34 protein-coding genes are annotated in these 23,373 nt (G+C 38.6%); 33 read left to right on the top strand and 1 reads right to left on the bottom strand.

Going from position 1 to position 23,373, the window contains the following annotated elements:
* Positions 1–65 precede the first annotated feature (65 nt).
* Positions 66–5,036, top strand: a complete 4,971-nt coding sequence (locus tag ACTQXY_RS00170; protein ID WP_441657775.1) for an alpha-N-acetylglucosaminidase TIM-barrel domain-containing protein — start codon at positions 66–68, stop codon at positions 5,034–5,036.
* Between the two features lie 58 nt (positions 5,037–5,094).
* Here ACTQXY_RS00170 and ACTQXY_RS00165 read toward each other — a convergent pair whose 3' ends face one another.
* A complete protein-coding gene (locus ACTQXY_RS00165; protein WP_044986798.1) occupies positions 5,095–5,964 on the bottom strand; it encodes a sulfite exporter TauE/SafE family protein in 870 nt (289 codons plus the stop codon).
* Positions 5,965–6,580: 616 nt separating this feature from the next.
* Between ACTQXY_RS00165 and rpsJ the strand changes: the two genes are divergently transcribed.
* The 32 genes from rpsJ (at position 6,581) to ACTQXY_RS00005 (ending at position 23,235) form a co-directional block, all read left to right on the top strand.
* Positions 6,581–6,898: a 30S ribosomal protein S10 gene (gene rpsJ, locus ACTQXY_RS00160; RefSeq protein WP_004607300.1), complete on the top strand. Its 318-nt coding sequence runs from the start codon at positions 6,581–6,583 to the stop codon at positions 6,896–6,898.
* A gap of 89 nt (positions 6,899–6,987) precedes the next feature.
* Positions 6,988–7,668 carry a 50S ribosomal protein L3 gene (gene rplC / locus ACTQXY_RS00155; protein WP_044986800.1) on the top strand — a complete coding sequence of 227 codons (681 nt, stop codon included), beginning with the start codon at positions 6,988–6,990 and terminating at the stop codon, positions 7,666–7,668.
* A 28-nt stretch (positions 7,669–7,696) separates the two neighbouring features.
* Entirely contained in the window at positions 7,697–8,317 is a 621-nt protein-coding gene (gene rplD / locus ACTQXY_RS00150; RefSeq protein WP_004611883.1) for a 50S ribosomal protein L4, read from the top strand.
* A complete protein-coding gene (gene rplW / locus ACTQXY_RS00145; protein ID WP_441657774.1) occupies positions 8,317–8,616 on the top strand; it encodes a 50S ribosomal protein L23 in 300 nt (99 codons plus the stop codon). The genes rplD and rplW overlap by 1 nt, the downstream gene beginning before the upstream one ends.
* 77 nt (positions 8,617–8,693) lie before the next feature.
* A complete protein-coding gene (gene rplB / locus ACTQXY_RS00140; protein WP_441657773.1) occupies positions 8,694–9,536 on the top strand; it encodes a 50S ribosomal protein L2 in 843 nt (280 codons plus the stop codon).
* A gap of 26 nt (positions 9,537–9,562) precedes the next feature.
* The gene (rpsS, locus tag ACTQXY_RS00135; protein ID WP_004611886.1) at positions 9,563–9,844 is read left to right on the top strand and encodes a 30S ribosomal protein S19; all 282 of its coding nucleotides are present in this window, start codon (positions 9,563–9,565) and stop codon (positions 9,842–9,844) included.
* A 30-nt stretch (positions 9,845–9,874) separates the two neighbouring features.
* Positions 9,875–10,261: a 50S ribosomal protein L22 gene (gene rplV, locus ACTQXY_RS00130; RefSeq protein ID WP_004611887.1), complete on the top strand. Its 387-nt coding sequence runs from the start codon at positions 9,875–9,877 to the stop codon at positions 10,259–10,261.
* Positions 10,262–10,272: 11 nt separating this feature from the next.
* Positions 10,273–10,929 carry a 30S ribosomal protein S3 gene (gene rpsC, locus ACTQXY_RS00125; protein ID WP_004611888.1) on the top strand — a complete coding sequence of 219 codons (657 nt, stop codon included), beginning with the start codon at positions 10,273–10,275 and terminating at the stop codon, positions 10,927–10,929.
* Between the two features lie 2 nt (positions 10,930–10,931).
* Positions 10,932–11,369, top strand: a complete 438-nt coding sequence (gene rplP / locus ACTQXY_RS00120; RefSeq protein WP_004611889.1) for a 50S ribosomal protein L16 — start codon at positions 10,932–10,934, stop codon at positions 11,367–11,369.
* Positions 11,359–11,565 (top strand): 50S ribosomal protein L29, encoded by a 207-nt coding sequence (gene rpmC, locus ACTQXY_RS00115; RefSeq protein ID WP_441657772.1) that lies wholly within the window; start codon positions 11,359–11,361, stop codon positions 11,563–11,565. The genes rplP and rpmC overlap by 11 nt, the downstream gene beginning before the upstream one ends.
* Positions 11,566–11,604: 39 nt before the next feature.
* Positions 11,605–11,859 carry a 30S ribosomal protein S17 gene (gene rpsQ / locus ACTQXY_RS00110; protein WP_004611891.1) on the top strand — a complete coding sequence of 85 codons (255 nt, stop codon included), beginning with the start codon at positions 11,605–11,607 and terminating at the stop codon, positions 11,857–11,859.
* A 21-nt stretch (positions 11,860–11,880) separates the two neighbouring features.
* A complete protein-coding gene (gene rplN / locus ACTQXY_RS00105; RefSeq protein ID WP_441657771.1) occupies positions 11,881–12,249 on the top strand; it encodes a 50S ribosomal protein L14 in 369 nt (122 codons plus the stop codon).
* A 14-nt stretch (positions 12,250–12,263) separates the two neighbouring features.
* Positions 12,264–12,575, top strand: a complete 312-nt coding sequence (gene rplX, locus ACTQXY_RS00100) for a 50S ribosomal protein L24 (protein ID WP_441657770.1) — start codon at positions 12,264–12,266, stop codon at positions 12,573–12,575.
* Between the two features lie 23 nt (positions 12,576–12,598).
* On the top strand, positions 12,599–13,138 hold the full coding sequence (rplE, locus tag ACTQXY_RS00095) for a 50S ribosomal protein L5 (RefSeq protein WP_004611894.1): 540 nt from the start codon (positions 12,599–12,601) through the stop codon (positions 13,136–13,138).
* A gap of 17 nt (positions 13,139–13,155) precedes the next feature.
* The gene (locus ACTQXY_RS00090; protein WP_004611895.1) at positions 13,156–13,341 is read left to right on the top strand and encodes a type Z 30S ribosomal protein S14; all 186 of its coding nucleotides are present in this window, start codon (positions 13,156–13,158) and stop codon (positions 13,339–13,341) included.
* A gap of 203 nt (positions 13,342–13,544) precedes the next feature.
* Entirely contained in the window at positions 13,545–13,946 is a 402-nt protein-coding gene (rpsH, locus tag ACTQXY_RS00085; protein ID WP_441657769.1) for a 30S ribosomal protein S8, read from the top strand.
* A 69-nt stretch (positions 13,947–14,015) separates the two neighbouring features.
* The gene (gene rplF / locus ACTQXY_RS00080; RefSeq protein WP_004611897.1) at positions 14,016–14,558 is read left to right on the top strand and encodes a 50S ribosomal protein L6; all 543 of its coding nucleotides are present in this window, start codon (positions 14,016–14,018) and stop codon (positions 14,556–14,558) included.
* A 17-nt stretch (positions 14,559–14,575) separates the two neighbouring features.
* A complete protein-coding gene (rplR, locus tag ACTQXY_RS00075) occupies positions 14,576–14,944 on the top strand; it encodes a 50S ribosomal protein L18 (protein ID WP_004611898.1) in 369 nt (122 codons plus the stop codon).
* Positions 14,945–14,958: 14 nt separating this feature from the next.
* Positions 14,959–15,468 carry a 30S ribosomal protein S5 gene (gene rpsE / locus ACTQXY_RS00070; RefSeq protein ID WP_004611899.1) on the top strand — a complete coding sequence of 170 codons (510 nt, stop codon included), beginning with the start codon at positions 14,959–14,961 and terminating at the stop codon, positions 15,466–15,468.
* 14 nt (positions 15,469–15,482) lie between these two features.
* Positions 15,483–15,662 carry a 50S ribosomal protein L30 gene (gene rpmD / locus ACTQXY_RS00065; protein WP_004611900.1) on the top strand — a complete coding sequence of 60 codons (180 nt, stop codon included), beginning with the start codon at positions 15,483–15,485 and terminating at the stop codon, positions 15,660–15,662.
* A gap of 23 nt (positions 15,663–15,685) precedes the next feature.
* Positions 15,686–16,126 carry a 50S ribosomal protein L15 gene (rplO, locus tag ACTQXY_RS00060; protein ID WP_441657768.1) on the top strand — a complete coding sequence of 147 codons (441 nt, stop codon included), beginning with the start codon at positions 15,686–15,688 and terminating at the stop codon, positions 16,124–16,126.
* Positions 16,126–17,481 carry a preprotein translocase subunit SecY gene (gene secY, locus ACTQXY_RS00055; RefSeq protein ID WP_441657767.1) on the top strand — a complete coding sequence of 452 codons (1,356 nt, stop codon included), beginning with the start codon at positions 16,126–16,128 and terminating at the stop codon, positions 17,479–17,481. Before rplO ends, secY begins: the two co-directional genes overlap by 1 nt.
* Positions 17,482–17,596: 115 nt before the next feature.
* A complete protein-coding gene (locus tag ACTQXY_RS00050) occupies positions 17,597–18,241 on the top strand; it encodes an adenylate kinase (protein ID WP_441657766.1) in 645 nt (214 codons plus the stop codon).
* A 5-nt stretch (positions 18,242–18,246) separates the two neighbouring features.
* Positions 18,247–19,002 carry a type I methionyl aminopeptidase gene (gene map / locus ACTQXY_RS00045; RefSeq protein WP_441657765.1) on the top strand — a complete coding sequence of 252 codons (756 nt, stop codon included), beginning with the start codon at positions 18,247–18,249 and terminating at the stop codon, positions 19,000–19,002.
* 13 nt (positions 19,003–19,015) lie between these two features.
* Positions 19,016–19,270 carry a KOW domain-containing RNA-binding protein gene (locus tag ACTQXY_RS00040; protein ID WP_441657764.1) on the top strand — a complete coding sequence of 85 codons (255 nt, stop codon included), beginning with the start codon at positions 19,016–19,018 and terminating at the stop codon, positions 19,268–19,270.
* Between the two features lie 2 nt (positions 19,271–19,272).
* Positions 19,273–19,491: a translation initiation factor IF-1 gene (gene infA / locus ACTQXY_RS00035; protein ID WP_004611906.1), complete on the top strand. Its 219-nt coding sequence runs from the start codon at positions 19,273–19,275 to the stop codon at positions 19,489–19,491.
* 118 nt (positions 19,492–19,609) lie between these two features.
* Entirely contained in the window at positions 19,610–19,723 is a 114-nt protein-coding gene (rpmJ, locus tag ACTQXY_RS00030) for a 50S ribosomal protein L36 (RefSeq protein WP_003497809.1), read from the top strand.
* Positions 19,724–20,024: 301 nt separating this feature from the next.
* A complete protein-coding gene (rpsM, locus tag ACTQXY_RS00025) occupies positions 20,025–20,393 on the top strand; it encodes a 30S ribosomal protein S13 (protein ID WP_022250477.1) in 369 nt (122 codons plus the stop codon).
* Positions 20,394–20,557: 164 nt separating this feature from the next.
* Entirely contained in the window at positions 20,558–20,953 is a 396-nt protein-coding gene (rpsK, locus tag ACTQXY_RS00020; protein ID WP_004607272.1) for a 30S ribosomal protein S11, read from the top strand.
* Between the two features lie 16 nt (positions 20,954–20,969).
* Positions 20,970–21,563 carry a 30S ribosomal protein S4 gene (gene rpsD / locus ACTQXY_RS00015; RefSeq protein ID WP_004611909.1) on the top strand — a complete coding sequence of 198 codons (594 nt, stop codon included), beginning with the start codon at positions 20,970–20,972 and terminating at the stop codon, positions 21,561–21,563.
* Positions 21,564–21,630: 67 nt separating this feature from the next.
* Positions 21,631–22,590 carry a DNA-directed RNA polymerase subunit alpha gene (locus ACTQXY_RS00010; RefSeq protein WP_441657763.1) on the top strand — a complete coding sequence of 320 codons (960 nt, stop codon included), beginning with the start codon at positions 21,631–21,633 and terminating at the stop codon, positions 22,588–22,590.
* Between the two features lie 117 nt (positions 22,591–22,707).
* Positions 22,708–23,235, top strand: a complete 528-nt coding sequence (locus ACTQXY_RS00005) for a bL17 family ribosomal protein (RefSeq protein WP_441657762.1) — start codon at positions 22,708–22,710, stop codon at positions 23,233–23,235.
* Positions 23,236–23,373 lie beyond the last annotated feature (138 nt).

The following is a 23,373-nucleotide window of genomic DNA, read 5'->3' as shown; positions in this document are numbered from 1 at the left end:
TAGCCGGCAATGAAAGTTGCCGGTTGTTTTAAAAGGGAAAAGGGAAAAGGAAAAAGAAAAAAGAAATGAAAAAGAAAATATATAAAGGATTTCATAAGATTCTTGCAGGAATATTTGTATTGAGTCTTGTGATGACTTCGATCCAGGTACCGACACTTGTCGCTGCTGGAGAGAAAAAAGGAGAGGAAAAATTGGTGAATATCGCACCGGAATCAGAGATTACAGTCCCAAGTTCGGAAGCGGGGAAAGAAAAAGAAAATCTGGTTGACGGTGACGATACGACCTTGTGGGTGCAAAACGGTGATACATGGCCGAGTGAGGTATCATTGAAGCTGCCTGCAGATAATACAAAAAAGATTAAAAAAATCGTTGTAAAGTTTGAACAGGGACATACTCCTTGGACGGTGGATATTCAACTGTCACATGCATTGAATAACGTCACGAGTGATCTTGTTGTGGATGATACAAAAGTGAATCACTGTTTTGATGATGTCTATGAATTTGAATATGAGACACCTTTGAATTTTACACACACGTATATTACATTGTCTAATCCGCAAAACGATGGACAGCCGGGAGCGTTCTGGCCGGCTATTGCAGAGGTGGAAATCTGGACGGAGGCATCTTCCGAGGAAAGTGATCTGACCAATGTGGCGCCGCAGGCGGCAATCACATCTGTTGGCGGGGATGCCGGAGTAAAAAGTAATCTGGTTGATGATAATTATGAGACGTTGTACGTTTACAACAATGGAGGTATCTCCGGTTTGAAAGACGGAGCATGGATCGAGATGGAGCTCGACAGAGAGTATCCGGTAAAATCTATGGAGGCGGCTTTTGAACTTGTGGATCCGGATGAAAATGGCTTTGAATTTACATTTGACGTACTTGGGAAGAGTAAAAATGACACCGAGTGGCAGACGTTATTTGCAGGAGTGAAGGCAACGCGTCTGGAGGATGGACATATTCAGACATTATCTTTAGACAGTGTCAAGAATTTAAAGAGCATTCGCATCAATGTGACTGATATTGCGAGCACAGGCGGAGATCCGTGGCCGGCGCTGGCGGAATTTAAAATCTTTGCAGATGCAAACGGAAGCAATGTAGAAGATACTGAGAGTATCGCATATAAAAAACCGGTTCATACTAACACAGGTCAGTCTACAGTATCCAGAGTGAATGATGGCTCTACAACGAATGTGTGGTCGGGGGACAGATATCCGGCATACATTGATATTGATTTGGAGAAAAATTATAATCTGGATGAGATTCAAGTGTTTACACCGTCCACAGGATATTCCCAGTATTCGATTTATACGAGTATGGACGGAAGAGATTTTGATAAGCTTGCGGAAAAAACAAGTAAAGAAAGCTGTCCGGCAGACGGTGAAAAATACGCTGCTGATGGAAAAGAAGCAAGAATTGTTCGTGTATATATGGAATATCAGTCGACTTCGGAAAAGTCTTTGATCAATGAGATCCGTGTGCTTGGAAAGGAAAGCGGAACGAAAATTCAGGAGACACCAAAAGTTCAGGTGGAAGATTTTGCAGGTTCCGCATATGATGTGCAGATTACAGAACAAGATACGATTGATGAAGTGAAAGGGATCATTGAAAGAAGAATCGGCTCAGCGTATGTTGACTGGTTTACCTTGGAAGTGGCAGAAGGCGACAATGCATATGATTACTTTGAGTTATCTCAGAAAGATGGAAAGATTCACATCAAAGGAAACGATGGTGTCTCTCTTGCGACGGGGCTGAACCATTATTTGAAATATTATTGTAACGTAAATATTTCTCAGGTTGGGGATCAGGTGAAGATGCCAAAGAGCATTGTTCCAATTGAGGGAACGGTACATAAAGAGACAAAATTCCCGGTCCGCTATTCTTATAACTACTGTACGCTTTCATATTCCATGGCGTTCTGGGGTGAGAAAGAATGGAGAAATGAATTGGACTGGCTTGCATTGAATGGTGTAAATGTTGTTCTCGATGCAACAGCGCAGGAAGAAGTGTGGAGAAGGTTTTTAGGAGAACTTGGATATTCGCACGAAGAAGCAAAAGATTTCATCGCAGGGCCTGCATACTATGCATGGGCATATATGGCAAATCTCTCCGGATTTGGAGGACCGGTACATGACAGCTGGTTCACGGAGAGAACAGAACTTGCGAGAAAAAATCAGCTTATTATGAGAAAACTTGGCATGCAGCCGGTACTGCAAGGTTATAGCGGTATGGTTCCTGTTGATATTACAGATAAAGACCCAAGTGCACAGGTAATCAAGCAGGGGACATGGTGTTCGTTCCAAAGACCGAGTATGCTGAAGACAGATAGTGAGACATTTGACAAATATGCGCAGTTGTTCTATAAGGTACAAAAGGAAGTATATGGAGATGTATCTGACTACTATGCAACAGACCCGTTCCATGAAGGTGGAAACACAGGTGGTATGAGCCCGACAGTCATTGCCGAGAAAGTGTTGGCAAACATGATGGAGGCAGACGAAAATGGTATCTGGATTATTCAGTCATGGCAGGGAAATCCGTCGACGGCTCTGCTTCAGGGATTAGATGCAGCACGTGACCATGCGCTTGTACTTGATCTCTATGCAGAGAAAACTCCGCACTGGAACGAGACAGATCCTGGCTCTTACGGTGGAGCAGAAGGCGGTGGAGAATTTTTGAACACTCCTTGGGTTTACTGCATGCTGAATAACTTCGGAGGGCGTCTCGGACTGCACGGACATATTGAGAATTTTGTAAATGGTGTTGCGCAGGCAGCGGCACAGGCGGACCATATGGCGGGAATCGGTATCACACCGGAAGCATCTGTGAATAATCCGGTACTGTATGATCTGTTCTTCGAGACAATCTGGTCAGATGATGGTGAGAATTTATCAGCGATCAATCTGGACGAATGGTTCAAGGATTACACAACGAGAAGATATGGGGCAGAGAGCCAATCGGCGTATGAAGCAATGCAAATCCTGAATGATACTGTGTATAATCCAGAGCTGAATATGAAAGGACAGGGAGCGCCGGAGTCGGTTGTCAACGCCCGTCCGGGATTAGATATTGGAGCAGCTTCCACTTGGGGAAATGCGGTGATTGATTATGATAAGGCTGAGCTGGAAAAAGCGGCAGCACTGTTGCTGAAAGATTATGACAAATTAAAAGACAGTGCCGGTTATCGATATGATCTTGCAAATGTATTAGAGCAGGTGTTATCGAACACTGCGCAGGAATATCAGAAGAAGATGGCAGATGCATTCCGCGAGGGGGACGCTGAAAAATTTGAAAAAATGTCAAACAGTTTCCTTGAAATTATTACAAAGGTAGAGGAAGTAACTGGAACACAGGAAGAATTTATGCTTGGCACATGGCTGGAATCGGCGAAAGCACTTGCGAAAAATGCAGACGATTTCACAAAAGAATTGTATGAGCTAAATGCACGTGGTCTTATCACAACGTGGGGAAGTATCGAGCAGGCAAACAGTGGAGGCTTGATTGATTATTCCAATCGTCAGTGGTCAGGACTTACAAGCGACTATTATAAACCACGCTGGGAAAAATGGATTGCCGAACGGAAAAAAGAATTGGCAGGAGAAGAGTCAAAAAATTACTCAGCAGCAGATTGGTTTGAAATGGAATGGGCGTGGGCTCGGAGCAATAACGAATATCCAACGAAAGCAAACGGTATGGATTTGGAAAAGCTGGGGACAGAGATTCTTGATAAGTATTCTGTAAGCCAGATTCCGAAAGATCCTGCAGAGAACAATGAGTTTGATATCTCTCTGGAAGGAATGACTGCAACTGCCGGAAGTGAGCAGGCAGGAAGTGAGACGGAAGGCTTGGCAAATTATGTTCTGGATAACAATACAGGAACGCTGTGGCATTCTTCATGGGCTGGGGCAGAGAGAGAAGACCTGTGGATTGATATCCGGCTTCCGGAAAAACAACTGGTGGATGGAATCCGTTTGTTGCCAAGAACAAGTGGAACAAATGGAGTTATCACAAAATACAGAATTGAAGTGAGTGCTGACAACGGACAGAGTTATCAGGAAGTGAGCAGTGGAACATGGAGTTCTGGAAACAGTTGGAAAAAGGCAAGTTTTTCAGAAGTGGAGGCAACAAATGTCCGTGTCTATGCGGTAGAGTCGCTTTCGACGGATTCTAATAATTATGCTTCCGCTACTGAGATTCGCATTACCGGACCGAAAAAGGTAGAAGTGCCGGTTGACAAGGCAGAACTACAGGAAGCCTATGATAAGGCAGCTAAAATGGATCTGAGTATGTACACAGAACAGAGCCGCAAAGTGATGGAAGATGCAATTGCAAACGCAAAAGCAGTATTGGACGATGAAAAGTCAGCACAAGAAACAGTTGATGAAGCATTAAAACGGCTGCAGGAAGCAGAAAAAGGGTTGGAGTTGATTCCGAGCACGCCTGTGAAAAAAGAAGATCTTAAGAAGAAACTGGATGAGGCAGAACAATACAGGAAAGAGCTTGATTCCTATACACCTGTAACGAGAGAAGCTTTTGTGAAAGCTTATGAACTTGCAAAAGAGGTATATGAGGATGAAAAGGCAACTCAGGAAGCGGTAGATGCAGCATTTGGACAATTGCAGAAGGCGATTTTTGATCTGAGACAAATTCCGAGCAAGGAAAAATTAGAAGAGTTGATCAAAGATGTGGAACAAATGGATCTTACAGGATATACTGAGGAATCAGCAGGCAAGGTGGAATCAGCATTGGAGTTTGCAAAGAAAGTTGCATTTGATGAGAATGCGACAAGTGCTGATGTGAGAAAGGCATCAGATATGCTGAGAGCGGCAGTTCAGGGATTGGAAGAAAAATCTGAAAGTGGCACAACACCGGATAAGCCGGAAAGTGGAAATCAGAAAGAAAATCCAAAAGAAAATCCAAAAGAGCAATCGAGTGTGAAAACAGGAGATAACAATTCTATGATTGTTTGGCTTGCAGTAGCAGTATCGATGTTAGTTGTCCTAATGGAAAGAAAGAGAAAAGAGAAGCGATAGTATTATAATAAAGAAGAAACCGGAGCTTTTGCTCCGGTTTCTGTTTGCGTATATAGAACTATGAAAGTTTTTTCGCATCTTTGAAGAATGTAAGTGCTGTGTAAATCATTACTACGATAACAATCCATGTCAACACTGTAGTTGGCATCTCTTTTACTAAGAAGTAAGCGATGAATACACCGATCATACCACCAACTGTTAACATAACAGAAGCTTTTCTGTCGTATTTTCCTTCTTTGATGAATTTGATACCACAAGATGGCATTAAGAATGCACAAGAACCCATCATAATAGGGAATGCAGATTTAATATTCATACCAAGTGCACCAATCATAGCCATACATGGAGCGTAAAGTCCAACACCGATTGTCATTAATGCACCTAAGAAGAAGTTGATTACGATACCAAGAACAAGTTTTACGCCTGTAAGACCTGTAGCTGTTCCGGCAGCACCGAATGGTCCAACTTCCATTAATTTACAACCCATCATCACTGCAAGGAAAAGTAATGCAACACCTAAAGCGATACGGATCTGTTTTACAGGAAGTTTTGAAACGATACCTGCACCGATGTAAGAACCGATTGCAGCTGCTGCAAGTAAACCTACTAATGTAACTGTGTCTAAGTCAATCAATCCAAGGAAGAGTACGAATTCTGTTACGACAGGAATCGCATCTCCGACGTTCAAAGTACCTGGCATTACTTCGTCATCACAAGACTTTGTAAATTTGAAACCTGCCTGAGTGGTAGCGAAACTACCAATTCCTAATGTATCGAAAAAGTTAGTGATAATACCAATAAGTAACAATGAGATAACTTTCTTGCCTGTAAATTCTTCTTTATGTTTGATACAGTCGGCAATCCAGTAAATAGCAAAAACTGCAGTATAAGCAATAATAACGATACGTAAAATAAGAGTAGCGTTCATATAATATCCCTCCAGATTAAATATTAAATTTTCAAAATTGGTAAAAAATAGAGACATATCAAAGAGATAGTATATGCAAAGCCCCCGATATTGAATATACCTTGTTAAAAATATGTCTTTATCTATTGATAATTGTAACAAGTTTAATAGGAAAAGTCAATGGATTCAAAGGTGAAATTTAGTTCAGTAAAGTGCCGAAAAAAGCCTAAGATTCAGCGTTTCTTCCTATTTATAAATATGAGGATAACGGTTTGACTGCAAAAGCTTGGAACAGTGGTATAATAGTCGGTTTTGCAGCAGATTTATGAGAAATTTTCTCTTGTAAACAAACTGGCAGAAAAAAATAAAAAAAAGTCTTGAAAAATGAAAAGAAATCATGTATACTAAAAAAGCTGTGACATGATAGCGTTGAAGCGTGAGGTTGCTACTTATAATAGTAGGTGTTCCGTGGAGCGAATGTCAAGTTAGGAAACTGGCGACAAGTCACTGTACGAATCAATAACAACCGATGAAAAACGGTAACAACGTGTGAGTTCTCACGACACACACGGGAGAGTGTACAGTCACCGCTTGTCGTACTTGAGTTTAATAGTACGAAAAGGAGGCGACTTTTTTTATGGCAAGTCAAGTAATGAGAATTACACTGAAAGCATATGATCACCAATTGGTTGATGCATCTGCAAAGAAAATTATCGAAACTGTAAAGAAAAATGGATCACAGGTGAGCGGACCGGTACCACTTCCAACTAAAAAAGAAGTAGTAACAATCTTAAGAGCCGTACACAAATACAAAGATTCCAGAGAGCAGTTCGAGCAAAGAACTCACAAAAGACTGATCGATATCATCACACCAACACAGAAAACTGTTGATGCATTATCAAGATTAGAGATGCCAGCTGGTGTTTATATCGACATCAAAATGAAAAACAAATAAGAGTTCGATCAAATTAAGAGACAGTAAGTATCCTATAATTTAGGATGAACACGAAAGTGTTCCGCTGTAAATCACAGGAGGTAATAATAATGAAGAAAGCTATCTTAGCTACAAAAGTCGGAATGACTCAAATCTTCAACGAAGACGGAGTGTTAACTCCAGTAACTGTTCTTCAGGCTGGTCCTTGTGTAGTAACACAGATCAAAACAGTTGAGAACGACGGTTACAGTGCTGTTCAGGTTGGTTTTGTTGACAAAAAAGACAAAATCGTGAACAAAGACAAAAATGGTAAAAAAGAGATTGTACACAGACATGGTACAACAAAAGCAGAAAAAGGACATTTTGACAAAGCTGGTGTTTCAAGCAAGAGATTTGTAAGAGAATTCAAATTTGAAAATGCTGAGGAATTTACATTAGCACAGGAAATCAAAGCTGACATCTTTGCAGCAGGAGACAAAGTAGATGCTACTGCAATCTCAAAAGGTAAAGGATTCCAGGGTGCGATCAAGAGACATAACCAACACAGAGGTCCTATGACTCACGGTTCTAAATTCCATCGTCATGCAGGTTCTAATGGTGCTGCATCTGATCCAAGTAAAGTATTCAAAGGTAAAAAGATGCCAGGACACATGGGAAGCAAGAGAATTACAATTCAAAATCTTGAAATCGTAAGAGTAGATGCTGAAAACAACTTAATCTTAGTAAAAGGATCAGTTCCGGGACCTAAGAAATCTTTAGTAACAATTAAAGAAAGCGTAAAAGCAATCTAGTCTTTAATAGGAAAGGAGGAACACACAGATGGCAAACGTATCTGTTTATAATATCGAAGGTAAAGAAGTTGGAACAATCGACTTGAATGATGCTGTATTCGGTGTTGAAGTAAATGAACACTTATTACACATGGCAGTTGTGAACCAACTTGCAAATAAACGTCAGGGAACTCAGAAAGCAAAAACTCGCTCAGAAGTTTCAGGCGGTGGTAGAAAACCATGGAGACAAAAAGGAACAGGTCATGCAAGACAAGGTTCTACAAGATCTCCGCAATGGACAGGCGGTGGAGTTGTATTTGCTCCAACACCAAGAGACTACTCTTTCAAATTAAATAAAAAAGAAAAGAGAGCAGCTCTGAAATCAGCTCTTACAACAAGAGTATTAGAAAACAAATTCATCGTTCTTGACGAAATGAACTTTGGTGAAATCAAAACAAAGAATTTCCAGAACATGTTAAACAACTTAGAAGTATCTAAAGCATTAGTAGTGTTAGAAGACGGAAACACAAACGCAGCATTATCTGCAAGAAATATTGCAAATGTGAAAACAGCTTGGACAAATACAATTAATGTGTACGATATCTTAAAATACAACACAGTAATCGTAACGAAAGCTGTTGTTGCAACAATCGAGGAGGTGTACGCATAATGGCTAACATTCAATATTATGATGTAATCCTTAAACCAGTAATTACTGAAAAATCTATGGAGCTTATGGCTGACAAGAAATACACTTTCTTAGTTCACACACAGGCAACAAAAAATCAGATTAAAGAAGCAGTTGAAAAAATGTTCGCAGGAACAAAAGTAAAAAGCGTAAATACTATGAATCTTGATGGGAAAACAAAAAGACGTGGTATGACATTTGGAAAAACTGCTAAGACAAAAAAAGCAATCGTTCAGTTGACAGCTGACAGTGCTGATATCGAAATTTTTGAAGGACTGTAAGAAACAGCCTGATATATTGAAACCATACGGATTAAAACCGTGATAATAAATAATCGTAAACGAAAGGAGTGACAGTAATGGGAATTAAAACATATCGCCCATATACACCTTCCAGAAGACATATGACAGGTTCTGATTTTTCAGAAATCACAAAGACAACTCCAGAGAAATCTTTGTTAGCTTCTAAAAGCAGAACAGCTGGTCGTAACAATCAAGGTAAAATCACAGTAAGACACCGCGGAGGCGGAGCTAAAAGAAAATATAGAATTATCGACTTTAAGAGAAAGAAAGATGGTATTCCGGCAACTGTAATCGGAATCGAGTACGATCCAAACAGAACAGCGAATATCGCGCTTATCTGCTACGCAGATGGTGAAAAAGCTTATATTCTTGCGCCTCAAGGCTTAACAGATGGAATGAAAGTAATGAACGGACCGGAAGCTGAAGTGAGAGTAGGAAACTGCTTACCACTTTCTGAGATCCCAGTAGGTACACAGATCCACAATATTGAGTTATATCCAGGAAGAGGCGGACAGTTAGTTCGTTCAGCTGGTAACAGCGCTCAGTTAATGGCTAAAGAAGGAAAATATGCAACATTAAGATTGCCATCAGGCGAAATGAGAATGGTGCCGATCATCTGTAGAGCATCAATCGGTGTTGTAGGTAACGGAGATCACAACCTGATTAACATTGGTAAAGCCGGACGTAAACGTCACATGGGTATCAGACCTGCAGTTCGTGGTTCTGTAATGAACCCTAATGACCATCCACATGGTGGTGGTGAAGGTAAGACAGGAATTGGTCGTCCGGGTCCATGTACACCTTGGGGTAAACCGGCACTTGGTCTTAAGACAAGAAAGAAAAACAAACAGTCTAACAAGTTAATCGTTAGAAGAAGAGATGGTAAAGGTATTAAATAAATCAGTTTACAAGGAGGTTAGAACCTATGGCTCGCTCACTTAAAAAAGGACCATTCGCGGATGAAAGCTTACTGAAAAAAGTAAAAGCTATGAACGAAGCAGGTGACAAATCAGTTATCAAAACTTGGTCACGTCGTTCTACTATTTTCCCACAAATGGTTGGACATACAATCGCAGTTCATGACGGAAGAAAACATGTACCTGTATATGTAACAGAAGATATGGTTGGACACAAACTTGGAGAGTTTGTTGCAACAAGAACATACAGAGGACATGGAAAAGACGAAAAGAAATCAAGAGTTCGTTAATTAATCGTAATTTGAAAGGAGGGTTCATCCATGGCAAAAGGACATAGATCCCAGATCAAAAGAGAGAGAAATGCAAATAAGGACACTAGACCATCAGCTAAGTTATCTTACGCTAGAGTTTCTGTTCAGAAAGCATGTTTCGTATTAGACGCCATCAGAGGTAAGGATGTACAAACAGCACTTGGTATTTTAACATACAATCCAAGATATGCTTCTAGCTTAATAAAGAAATTATTAGAATCAGCAATTGCAAACGCTGAGAACAACAACGGTATGAATGTTGAGAACCTTTACATTGAAGAATGTTACGCAAACAAGGGACCAACAATGAAGAGAATTAAACCGAGAGCACAGGGTAGAGCTTACAGAATCGAAAAGAGAATGAGCCACATTACTTTAGTGCTGAATGAAAGATAAGGAGGGCAATAATGGGACAGAAAGTTAATCCTCATGGCTTGAGAGTCGGTGTTATCAAAGATTGGGACTCTAAATGGTATGCAGAAGATAAATTTGCAGATTATTTAGTAGAAGATCATAAAATCAGAACATTTCTGAAAAAGAAATTATACAGCGCAGGAGTTTCTAAGATTGAGATCGAAAGAGCTTCTGACCGTGTGAAAATCATCATCTACACAGCAAAACCGGGTGTTGTAATCGGTAAAGGTGGAGCTGAGATTGAAAAAGTGAAAAAAGAACTTCAACAGTTCACAGATAAAAAATTAGTTGTTGATATCAAAGAAATCAAAAGACCAGATAAAGATGCTCAGTTAGTAGCTGAAAACATTGCATTACAGTTAGAGAACCGTATCTCTTTCAGACGTGCTATGAAATCTTGCATGTCAAGAACAATGAAATCTGGAGCACTTGGTATCAAAACAGCAGTATCAGGACGTTTAGGTGGAGCTGATATGGCTCGTACAGAGTTCTACAGCGAAGGAACTATTCCACTTCAGACACTTAGAGCTGATATTGATTATGGATTCGCTGAAGCAGACACAACTTACGGTAAAGTAGGTGTGAAAGTTTGGATTTATAAAGGCGAAGTTCTTCCAACGAAAGCAACTAAGGAAGGGAGCGATAAATAATTATGTTAATGCCTAAAAGAGTAAAACGTCGTAAACAATTCCGTGGTTCTATGAAAGGAAAAGCTTTACGTGGAAATAAAATCACAAATGGTGAATATGGTATTGTTGCAATGGAACCATGCTGGATCCGTTCAAACCAGATTGAAGCTGCCCGTATTGCGATGACACGTTACATCAAACGTGGTGGTAAAGTTTGGATTAAAATATTCCCTGATAAACCTGTAACTACGAAACCAGCTGAAACACGTATGGGTTCTGGTAAAGGAACTCTTGAATACTGGGTAGCAGTTGTAAAACCAGGACGTGTAATGTTTGAACTTTCAGGAGTACCTGAAGAAGTAGCTCGTGAAGCATTACGTCTTGCTATGCACAAATTACCTTGTAAATGTAAGATCGTTTCTCGCGAAGATTTAGAAGGCGGTGATAACAGTGAAAATTAATACATTTGTAAAAGATTTAAAAGGAAAATCAGTTGCAGAATTAAACGAAGAATTAGTAGCTGCTAAAAAGGAACTTTTTAACTTAAGATTCCAAAACGCAACAAATCAATTAGAAAACACAAGCAGAATTAAAGAAGTAAGAAGAAATATTGCTAGAATTCAGACAGTTATTACAGAAGCTTCTAAAGCTGAATAATAATGAGATTGTGTTGAAAATTGTGAAAGGAGCAAAACTGTGGAAAGAAATTTAAGAAAAACACGTGTTGGTAAAGTTATCAGCAACAAAATGGATAAAACTATTGTAGTTGCAGTTGAAGACCACGTTAAACATCCTCTTTACAACAAGATCGTAAAGAGAACATATAAATTGAAAGCACATGATGAAGCAAATGAATGCAACATCGGTGACAAAGTAAAAGTTATGGAGACAAGACCATTATCAAAAGATAAAAGATGGAGACTTGTTGAAGTTATGGAAAAAGTAAAATAGTATTGAAGGAGGTTTACCTGCATGATACAGCAAGAAAGTAGACTTAAAGTAGCAGATAATACAGGTGCGAAAGAATTACTTTGCATTCGTGTGTTAGGTGGTTCTACTAGAAGATATGCAAACATCGGTGATGTAATCGTTGCTTCTGTTAAAGATGCAACACCAGGTGGCGTTGTTAAAAAAGGTGATGTGGTAAAAGCTGTAGTTGTTCGTACAGTAAACAAAACTCGTCGTAAAGACGGTTCATACATCAGATTTGATGAAAATGCTGCTGTAATTATTAAAGATGACAAAAACCCAAGAGGAACTCGTATTTTTGGACCAGTAGCAAGAGAGCTTCGCGATAAACAATTTATGAAGATTGTTTCATTAGCTCCGGAAGTACTATAAGGAGGTGCCAAAGGATGTCAACTATGAAAATCAAAAAAGGTGATACTGTTAAAGTAATCGCTGGAAAAGATAAAGATAAAGAAGGCAAAGTAATTGCTGTTAATAAAAAAGATAACACAGTATTAGTTGAAGGTGTAAACATGCTGACAAAGCACACAAAACCAAGTGCTGCTAATCAGAATGGTGGCATCATTCATCAAGAAGGACCTATTGATGCATCTAACGTAATGTATCTTCATAAAGGAAAAGCTACAAGAGTAGGCTTCAAAATGGATGGAGATAAAAAAGTACGTGTTGCAAAATCAACAGGCGAAGTTATTGACTAATCTAAGGAAGGAGGAAATAAACTTTGAGTAGACTGAAAGAACAATACCAGAACGAGATCGTTGACGCAATGATCAAAAAATTTGGTTATAAAAATATTATGGAAGTGCCAAAACTTGATAAAGTTGTTATCAACATGGGTGTTGGCGAAGCAAAAGATAATCACAAAGTTTTAGAATCAGCTGTAGCTGACCTTGAGAAAATTGCAGGTCAGAAAGCGGTTCTTACAAAAGCGAAAAAATCAGTAGCTAACTTCAAACTTAGAGAAGGTATGGCTATCGGATGTAAAGTTACATTAAGAGGAGAAAAAATGTATGAGTTCGTTGATCGTCTGATTAACTTAGCATTACCTCGTGTACGTGACTTTAGAGGTGTTAATCCTAACGCATTTGATGGAAGAGGTAACTATGCTCTTGGTATCAAAGAACAATTAATCTTCCCTGAAATCGAATACGATAAGGTTGATAAAGTAAGAGGTATGGACGTAATCTTTGTTACAACAGCTAAGACAGACGAAGAAGCTCGCGAATTGTTGACTCAGTTCAATATGCCATTTACAAAATAGTAGGGAGGAAATATTTCATGGCAAAAACATCTATGAAAATCAAACAACAACGTAAACAAAAATTCTCTACTAGAGAGTACAATCGTTGTAGAATCTGTGGTCGTCCACATGCATATTTAAGAAAATACGGAATCTGCAGAGTATGTTTCCGTGAATTAGCTTACAAAGGACAAATTCCAGGAGTGAAAAAAGCTAGTTGGTAGGTACTGAGCACTTAATGAGTGCAGTAGCACGAATTTAGTACGAAGACCGTTCTTTGAACTTGGCGAGGTATTGTCGAGCTTAGTGAAAAGAACTTCCGTAACTTAGTGAAGAACTAGGATATCCGTAGTAGAAGTGGTCGGTTTTCTCCGGCTGCATCTGAAGGATGTAACAATAAAAGCAAAGAATAAGGAGGCAACTTCAAATGACTATGAGTGATCCAATCGCAGATATGCTTACAAGAATTCGTAATGCAAACACTGCTAAACATGATACAGTAGATGTTCCAGCGTCCAAAATGAAAATCGCTATCGCTGATATTCTTTTAAACGAAGGATACATTACAAAATATGACATCGTAGAAGACGGAAGCTTTAAGACAATCCGTATCACATTAAAATACGGTGCTGATAAGAATGAAAAAGTTATTACAGGTCTTAAGAGAATTTCTAAACCAGGACTTCGTGTATATGCAAATAGAGACGAACTTCCAAGAGTTTTAGGCGGACTTGGAACAGCTATCATTTCAACAAATCAGGGTGTTATTACAGATAAAGAAGCTAGAAAACTTAACGTAGGTGGAGAAGTTTTAGCATTTGTTTGGTAGCCCGAAAGCAACTGAAAACAGAGAAGCCATAGCCGCTTCTCCGAAAATTTAAGTGTAGGAGGTAAGGGTATGTCACGTATAGGAAGACTGCCAGTAGCAATTCCAGCAGGTGTAACTGTTGAAATCGCTGAGAATAACAAAGTGACTGTAACAGGTCCAAAAGGAACTCTTGTAAGAGAACTTCCAGTAGAGATGGAAATCAAAAAAGAAGGCGAAGAAGTTGTAGTAACGAGACCAAGTGATTTAAAGAAAATGAAAGCTTTACACGGTCTTACAAGAACACTGATCAACAACATGGTTGTTGGTGTTACTCAGGGATATGAAAAAGTTCTTGAAGTAAACGGTGTTGGTTACAGAGCCGCAAAATCAGGAAACAAATTAACATTAAACTTAGGATACTCTCATCCAGTAGAAATGATTGATCCAGAAGGTGTTGAGACAGTACTTGACGGACAGAACAAAATTACTGTAAAAGGTATCGATAAAGAAAAAGTAGGCCAATACGCAGCTGAAATCAGAGATAAGAGAAGACCAGAACCATACAAAGGTAAAGGTATTAAATATGCTGATGAAGTTATTAGACGTAAAGTTGGTAAGACTGGTAAAAAATAATTAAGGAGAGTGTGAAGATGGTTAGTAAAAAATCAAGAAGCGAAGTTCGTGTAAACAAACATAGAAAATTACGTAACCGTTTCAGCGGAACTGCTGAAAGACCACGTTTAGCTGTGTTTAGAAGTAATAATCATATGTATGCTCAAATTATTGACGATACAGTTGGAACTACTCTGGTATCAGCATCTACTGTACAGAAAGATGTAAAAGCAGAATTAGAAAAAACTAACAACGTTGATGCAGCAGCATATTTGGGAACTGTAATTGCTAAAAAAGCAATTGAAAAAGGTATTAACACTGTTGTCTTTGACAGAGGTGGATTTATCTACCAGGGAAAAATCAAAGCGTTAGCAGATGCAGCTAGAGAAGCTGGATTAGAATTCTAGGAGGAGGAACACACATGAAACAAAATCGTATTGATGCTAGTCAATTAGAACTAACAGAAAAAGTGGTATCAATCAAACGTGTAACAAAAGTTGTTAAGGGTGGTCGTAACTTCAGATTCACAGCTTTAGTAGTTGTTGGTGATGGAAATGGCCATGTTGGTGCAGGTTTAGGAAAAGCTACTGAAATTCCGGAAGCAATCCGCAAAGGAAAAGAAGATGCTATGAAAAAACTCATTTCTGTTTCCTTAGATGAAAACGAAAGTATTACACATGATTTGATTGGTAAATTCGGAAGTGCTTCAGTATTACTGAAAAAAGCTCCGGAAGGTACTGGAGTTATCGCCGGAGGACCGGCTCGTGCGGTAATTGAGCTTGCAGGTATCAAAAACATCCGTACAAAATCATTGGGATCTAACAATAAACAAAACGTAGTACTTGCTACAATTAATGGATTAAGTCAGATCAAGACTCCAGAAGAAGTAGCTAAGCTTCGCGGTAAATCTGTAGAAGAGATCTTAGGCTAAGGAGGAGATTGAAAATGGCAAATTTAAAAGTTACATTAGTAAAATCTACAATCGGTGCTGTACCAAAACACAAAAAAACAGTTGAAGCTTTAGGTCTTAAAAAACTGAACAAAACAGTTGTTTTACCAGACAACGCTGCAACAAGAGGAATGGTACAACAGGTAAGACATTTAGTAAAAGTAGAAGAAGTATAAGAAAAAGATAAGGAGGTGTCACGATGGACTTATCAAACTTAAGACCAGCAGAAGGATCAAAACATAGTGATAATTTCAGAAGAGGCCGTGGACACGGTTCTGGAAATGGTAAGACTGCCGGAAAAGGACACAAAGGTCAGAAAGCACGTTCAGGCGGCACAAGACCAGGTTTCGAAGGTGGACAGATGCCATTATATAGAAGAATACCAAAAAGAGGTTTCACTAATAGAAATACAAAAGAGATCGTTGGTATTAACGTAAGTGCATTAGAGGTATTCGATAACGATACAGTTGTTTCAGTAGAGACTCTCATTGAGGCAGGTATTGTGAAGAATCCTAGAGATGGAGTGAAAATTCTTGGAAACGGAGAATTAACTAAGAAACTTACAGTTCAGGCAAATGCATTTAGTGCAAGTGCAGCAGCTAAAATTGAAAGTCTTGGTGGAAAAGCTGAGGTGATCTAATGTTAAAGACATTTCGGAAAGCATTCCAAATAGAAGAAATTCGAAAGAAAATTTTCTATACATTTGCAATGCTGGTCGTTGTTAGACTTGGATCGCAACTGCCGACACCGGGAGTAGATCCAACATTTATTCAAAATTTCTTTGCAAATCAGACTGGGGAAGCGTTTAACTTTTTTAACGCTTTCACAGGCGGTTCATTTGAACAAATGTCAATATTCGCTTTGAGTATTACGCCGTATATTACATCGTCAATTATTATGCAGCTGCTTACAATTGCAATTCCAAAATTGGAAGAGATGCAAAAAGACGGTGAAGAAGGAAGAAAGAAAATTGCAGCATTTACGCGTTATGTGACAGTTCTTTTAGCTTTGATTCAGTCAACCGCTATGGCAGTTGGATTCGGACGCAGCGGATTACTTGTGGAATATAATTTTGTGAATGCAGCAATTGTAGTTCTTACTTTGACAGCTGGTTCCGCATTCTTAATGTGGATTGGTGAGAGAATTACAGAGAAAGGTGTTGGAAATGGTATTTCTATTGTATTGTTAATCAACATTCTTTCACGTATTCCAGATGATTTCAACACATTATATAACCAGTTTATGAAGGGGAAAAGTCTTGCAACAGCTGGACTAGCCGCTTTGATTATTGCAGCGATTATTATCCTTGTTGTTGTATTTGTTATCTTCCTTCAAGATGGACAGAGAAAAATTGCAGTTCAGTATTCACAGAAAATTCAGGGAAGAAAGAGCGTAGGTGGTCAGTCTACATTCATTCCGTTGAAAGTGAATACAGCAGGAGTAATTCCAGTTATTTTTGCATCTTCTTTAATGCAGTTTCCAATCGTAATTGCATCATTCCTTGGAAAAGGTGATGGGGATGGTATTGGAAGTGAGATTTTAAAGGGATTGAACTCAAATAACTGGTGTAATCCAGAGAATATTAAATATTCATGGGGATTGATTGTATATATTATTTTGACAATTTTGTTTGCATATTTTTATACATCAATCACATTTAACCCACTGGAAATTGCGAATAATATGAAAAAGAGCGGTGGATTTATTCCAGGTATCAGACCGGGAAAACCAACTGTAGATTACTTAGCAAAGATTTTGAGATATATTATTTTTATAGGTGCTATTGGGTTAGTAATTGTGCAGGTAGTTCCATTCTTCTTTAACGGAGTATTGGGAGCACAGGTTTCATTTGGTGGAACTTCTATCATCATCATTGTGGGTGTTGTATTAGAGACGTTGAAACAAATAGAATCACAGATGCTTGTACGTAACTATAAAGGATTTTTAAATAGTGGAAAAGGTTCTGTAAGCAGTAACAGTTTCCTTGGATACTAAAAAATATATGTAGGCAAGTAATTGTTTAGCATTTAGCTCGTTGAATTTCAGTCTTGGTATGAGAGAAGTTCAGCGAGTTAAAATGCTATATAGATGTTTTTATGGAGGAGAGCATATGAAAATTATAATGTTAGGTGCACCTGGTGCGGGAAAAGGGACACAGGCAAAGAAAATTGCTGAAAAGTATTCGATTCCTCATATCTCTACAGGAGATATTTTTAGAGCAAATATTAAGAATGGGACAGAGCTTGGAAAGAAAGCAAAGACATATATGGATCAGGGACTTTTAGTGCCGGATGAACTTGTTGTAGACTTGGTTGTAGACCGCGTGAAACAGGATGATTGCAGTAATGGTTATGTCTTAGATGGTTTCCCGAGAACTATTCCTCAAGCAGAGGCTCTTGACAAAGCTTTGGCAGCGATGGGAGAGGCGATGGACTTCGCGATCAATGTGGAAGTTCCAGATGAAAATATTGTCCGCCGCATGTCAGGACGCAGAGCATGTGTGGACTGCGGTGCTACATATCATATTGTATATGCACCTACAAAAGAAGAAAATATATGCGATAACTGTCATGGAGAATTGATCTTAAGAGAAGATGACAAGCCGGAGACAGTACAGAAACGTCTGAATGTATATCATGAACAGACACAGCCATTGATTGATTATTATACAGAAAAAAATATTTTAGTAGAAGTAGATGGTACTGTAGATATTGATGAGGTATTTGCTGCTATCGTAAACGTGTTGGGAGCGTAAACGTTATGCCAGTTACAATAAAATCAGCAAGAGAAATTGAATTGATGAAGGAAGCCGGAAGAATCTTGGAGATCGTTCACGATGAATTGGGGAAAGCATTACATCCGGGAATGACAACACTTGATATTGACCGTTTGGGGGAAGAGATTATACGCAGCTATGGATGCGAGCCTTCTTTTTTGAACTATAACGGGTATCCGGCATCGATCTGTGTTTCTGTAAATGATGAAGTTGTTCACGGAATTCCAAGTGCTAAAAAAGTCCTGAAAGAAGGAGATATTGTAGGTTTGGATGCAGGAGTTATCCATAAAGGTTACCATTCAGATGCGGCGAGAACCCATGGAATCGGAGAGATCAGCAAAGAGGCAAAGGACTTGATCCAAGTGACAAGAGAATGTTTCTTTGAGGGCATAAAATATGCAAAAGAGGGTAACCATCTATTTGAGATTTCTTCTGCAATAGGAAGACATGCAAAAGAACATGGATATGGTATTGTCCGGGATCTATGCGGACATGGTATCGGTGCAAAGCTACATGAGGCTCCTGAAATACCAAATTACGAAATGGATCGAAAAGGAATAAAACTTCGAAAAGGAATGACTCTGGCGATAGAACCAATGATCAATATCGGGGGTTATGCAGTTGACTGGTTGGACGACGATTGGACAGTTGTGACAAGGGACGGTTCGCTGTCAGCACACTATGAAAATACGGTGCTGATTACAGAAGACGAACCAATACTTTTGACCTTATCGAAGTAAAAGAGGATGCAGTATGGAAAGATATGAAATTGGAATGCTTGCAAGATCCAAAGCAGGACATGATAAAGGACATGTATATGTAATATTTCAGGTAGATGAAACATATGTATATTTGATGGATGGTTCCAGCAGAAAACTAGAGAACCCGAAAAAGAAGAAAAAGAAACATGTACAGCTCATTTGTGAAAAACATGAGTTGTCCGGGCTTGATGATGTTGCAATAAAGCGAATACTAAAATTATTTGATAAGGAAACAGGGAGGAATTAGAAATGTCAAAAGCTGATGTAATTGAAATTGAAGGAACAGTAGTAGAAAAATTACCCAATGCAATGTTTAAAGTAGAATTAGAAAATGGTCACCAGGTATTAGCGCATATTAGTGGGAAACTGCGCACAAACTTTATCAAGATCCTGCCGGGAGATAAAGTAACTTTAGAACTGTCTCCGTATGATTTGACAAAAGGAAGAATTACTTGGAGAGATAAATAAAAAAGTATTGACTTTAAATAAAAAATAATGCTATAATGTAAAACGAACGTTTTCTAGTATTTAATATTAGAAAACGTGGTAAATACAGGCAAAGCAGTGGATGAAAGGAGGATTTGACGTGAAGGTTAGATCATCAGTTAAACCAATTTGCGAAAAATGCAAAATCATTAAAAGAAAAGGAAGCATCAGAGTAATCTGTGAAAATCCGAAACACAAACAAAGACAAGGATAATTATCGTTGTCGATTTTGTGCGTGAGAGCACAAACATTATTTAGGCGGCTGTAGTGTGACACGCCAGGCGGTGTGGAAGCACTATTAATATACAGGGAAACTATTCCTCGATGTATATTGCTTATAATACCCGGTGTCATTTCCGGGAAAGGCTGTAGTATCTAGCAGCTGGGTACGTTATGATGTACCCCAATTTGAGACAATATTAACCAATGGGAATAAATATCTGCACACATTTCAGACGATATTTTATCGGGCTGCAGTTATTTATTTACTAAAATTCAAGATGGAGGAAAATTACATGGCTCGTATTGCTGGTGTAGACTTACCAAGAGACAAACGTGTAGAAATCGGTTTGACTTACATCTACGGAATCGGTAGAGTAAGCGCAACAAAAATTTTGGAGGCAGCTGGAGTAAATCCAGATACTCGTTGTAGAGACTTAACAGACGAAGAAGTAAAACAGATCAGTGCTGTTATCGATGAAAGCTATCAGGTAGAAGGTGATCTTCGTAGAGAGATTGCTTTAAACATCAAGAGATTACAGGAAATCGGATGCTACCGTGGTATTCGTCATAGAAAAGGACTTCCTGTTCGCGGTCAGAAGACAAAGACAAACGCAAGAACAAGAAAAGGTCCTAAGAGAACTGTTGCAAATAAGAAAAAGTAGAGCACTTAGCGAAAGCAAGTTGTTAAACGCAGCTTGAGGTTAGTGCGAACTTTGTTCTTCGGAACTTAATGAGTGCGAGGAGTACCGAAGCACGAATTTAGTAAGAAGAACTACCTTATGAAAAGAAACAATATAACAAAAACAAAGAAAGTAGGTTAGTTTAAATGGCTAAAAAAGTTACAAAAAAAGTGACAAAGAAACGTGTCAAGAAAAACGTTGAACGCGGACAAGCACACATTCAATCATCTTTTAATAATACAATCGTAACATTAACAGATGCTCAGGGAAATGCTCTTTCATGGGCAAGTGCTGGTGGTCTAGGATTCAGAGGTTCAAGAAAATCTACTCCTTATGCAGCTCAGATGGCAGCTGAGACAGCAGCTAAAGCAGCATTAGTACATGGTCTTAAATCCGTAGACGTTATGGTAAAAGGACCAGGTTCTGGTAGAGAGGCAGCGATCCGTGCATTGCAGGCATGCGGTATCGATGTAACAAGTATCAAAGATGTGACTCCGGTTCCACATAACGGATGTCGCCCACCAAAACGTAGAAGAGTGTAATAGGAGGATATAGAACATGGCAGTAAATAGAGTTCCAGTTCTTAAAAGATGTAGATCACTTGGTATGGATCCAATCTATTTAGGAATCGATAAAAAATCTAACAGACAATTAAAAAGAGCTAATAGAAAAATGAGCGAATATGGACTTCAATTACGCGAAAAACAAAAAGCGAAATTTATCTATGGCGTTTTAGAAAAACCATTTAGAAATTACTTTGCAAAAGCTTCTAAAATGAACGGTATGACAGGTGAAAATCTTATGATTCTTCTTGAGTCAAGATTAGACAATGTTGTATTCCGTATGGGATTCGCAAGAACAAGAAAAGAAGCAAGACAAATTGTTGACCACAAACATGTATTAGTAAATGGTAAACAAGTGAATATCCCATCTTACTTAGTAAAAGCTGGAGATGTTATCGAAATCAAAGAAAAACACAAAGGTTCACAGAGATATAAAGATATCTTAGAAGTAACAGGTGGAAGATTGGTTCCAGAATGGTTAGATGTGAATGCAGAAGGCCTTCAGGGAACTGTAAAAGAACTTCCTACAAGAGAAGTTATCGATGTTCCTGTAGACGAGATGTTGATTGTCGAATTATATTCTAAATAATCCCTAGGATTATTTAGAAACTGATTCACCCTCAATACTTTAATAACCCAAAAGGAGGGGCTTTGTAGTGTTTGATTTTAATAAACCAAATATTGAAATTACTGAGATTTCAGAAGATAAGAAATACGGAAGATTTGTTGTAGAGCCTTTAGAGAGAGGTTATGGAACAACACTTGGTAACTCTTTGAGAAGAATTATGCTTTCTTCATTGCCGGGAGCTGCAATCAGTCAGGTGAAAATCGAAGGAGTCTTACATGAGTTCAGTTCAATTCCGGGAGTAAAAGAAGATGTTACTGAGATTGTAATGAATTTAAAATCATTAGCTATCAAAAATACTTCGGAAACAGACGAACCAAAGACTGCTTACATTGAGTTTGAAGGTGAAGGTGTAGTTACTGCAGCTGATATTCAGGTGGATCCGGATATTGAAATAATGAATCAGGACGCAGTTATTGCGACTCTGAATGGCGGAGCTGACAGTAAATTGTACATGGAACTAACAATTGCAAAAGGCAGAGGTTATGTGAGTGCGGATAAGAATAAAAAAGAGGATTTACCGATTGCAGTAATTCCGATTGATTCTATCTATACACCGGTAGAACGTGTGAATCTCACAGTGGAGAATACACGTGTTGGTCAGATTACAGATTATGATAAGCTGACACTTGATGTATATACAAATGGTACATTACTTCCGGACGAAGCAGTCAGTCTTGCAGCCAAAGTGCTCAACGAACACTTAAGATTATTCATCGATTTATCTGAAGTTGCTCAGGCAGCAGAAGTTATGATTGAAAAAGAAGACGATGAAAAAGAAAAAGTGCTTGAGATGAGTATTGATGAATTAGAACTTTCTGTTCGTTCATATAACTGTCTGAAGAGAGCAGGAATCAATACAGTTGAAGAGTTAACTAATAGAACTCCTGAAGATATGATGAAAGTACGTAATCTTGGACGTAAATCTTTAGAAGAAGTATTAGCGAAATTAAAAGAACTTGGCTTGGAATTGAGTCAAGGAGAGGAATAAAAAGAACTACCTTATAAATTAAAATGATGTCTCAGGTAAACCCGATGAGTGCTGAGACAGCACATGGCTAGTAAGCCCGAAGAAGCATAACCACGTGTCAAATGGAGGATAATTATTATGGCAAAATATAGAAAGCTTGGCAGAACATCAAGCCAAAGAAAAGCATTAATCAGAAATCAGGTAACAGCTTTACTTAACAACGGTAAAATCGTTACAACAGAAGCAAAAGCAAAAGAGATTCGCAAAGTTGCTGAAGGTCTTATCGCTTTAGCTGTAAAAGAAAAAGATAACTTTGAAGAAGTAAAAGTTATGGCAAAAGTTGCTCGTAAAGACAAAGACGGTAAGAGAGTAAAAGAAGTTGTAGATGGTAAAAAAGTTACTGTTTATGATGAAGTGGAAAAAACAATCAAAAAAGATATGCCTTCAAGATTACATGCAAGAAGACAAATGTTAAAAGTTCTTTATCCTGTAGTTGAAGTAAAAGATGGAAAGAAGAGAAGTGCAAAAGAAGTTGATTTAGTGGAAAAATTATTCACAGAGATCGCTCCTAAATATGAGAACCGTAACGGTGGTTACACAAGAATCGTAAAAATCGGTTTACGTAAAGGTGATGCCGCTATGGAAGTTCTTCTTGAATTAGTGTAAAAGAGGAATAGAAAAGAGACTGCAATCTGAGGTGACCCCTCAAAGTTAGACTTTCACGAGACGACTTCGGTCGTCTCGTTTTTCTTTATGCAGCTAGAAGATGGAGCCTGTATTGAACAGGACTCATCCATCCTAACT

Source organism: Faecalimonas sp. LCP19S3_D12 (assembly GCF_052121495.1).
Classification (GTDB): Bacteria; Bacillota; Clostridia; order Lachnospirales; family Lachnospiraceae; genus Faecalimonas.
Note: the sequence above shows the minus strand (reverse complement) of the source record. Positions and strands in the feature narration are given on the sequence as shown.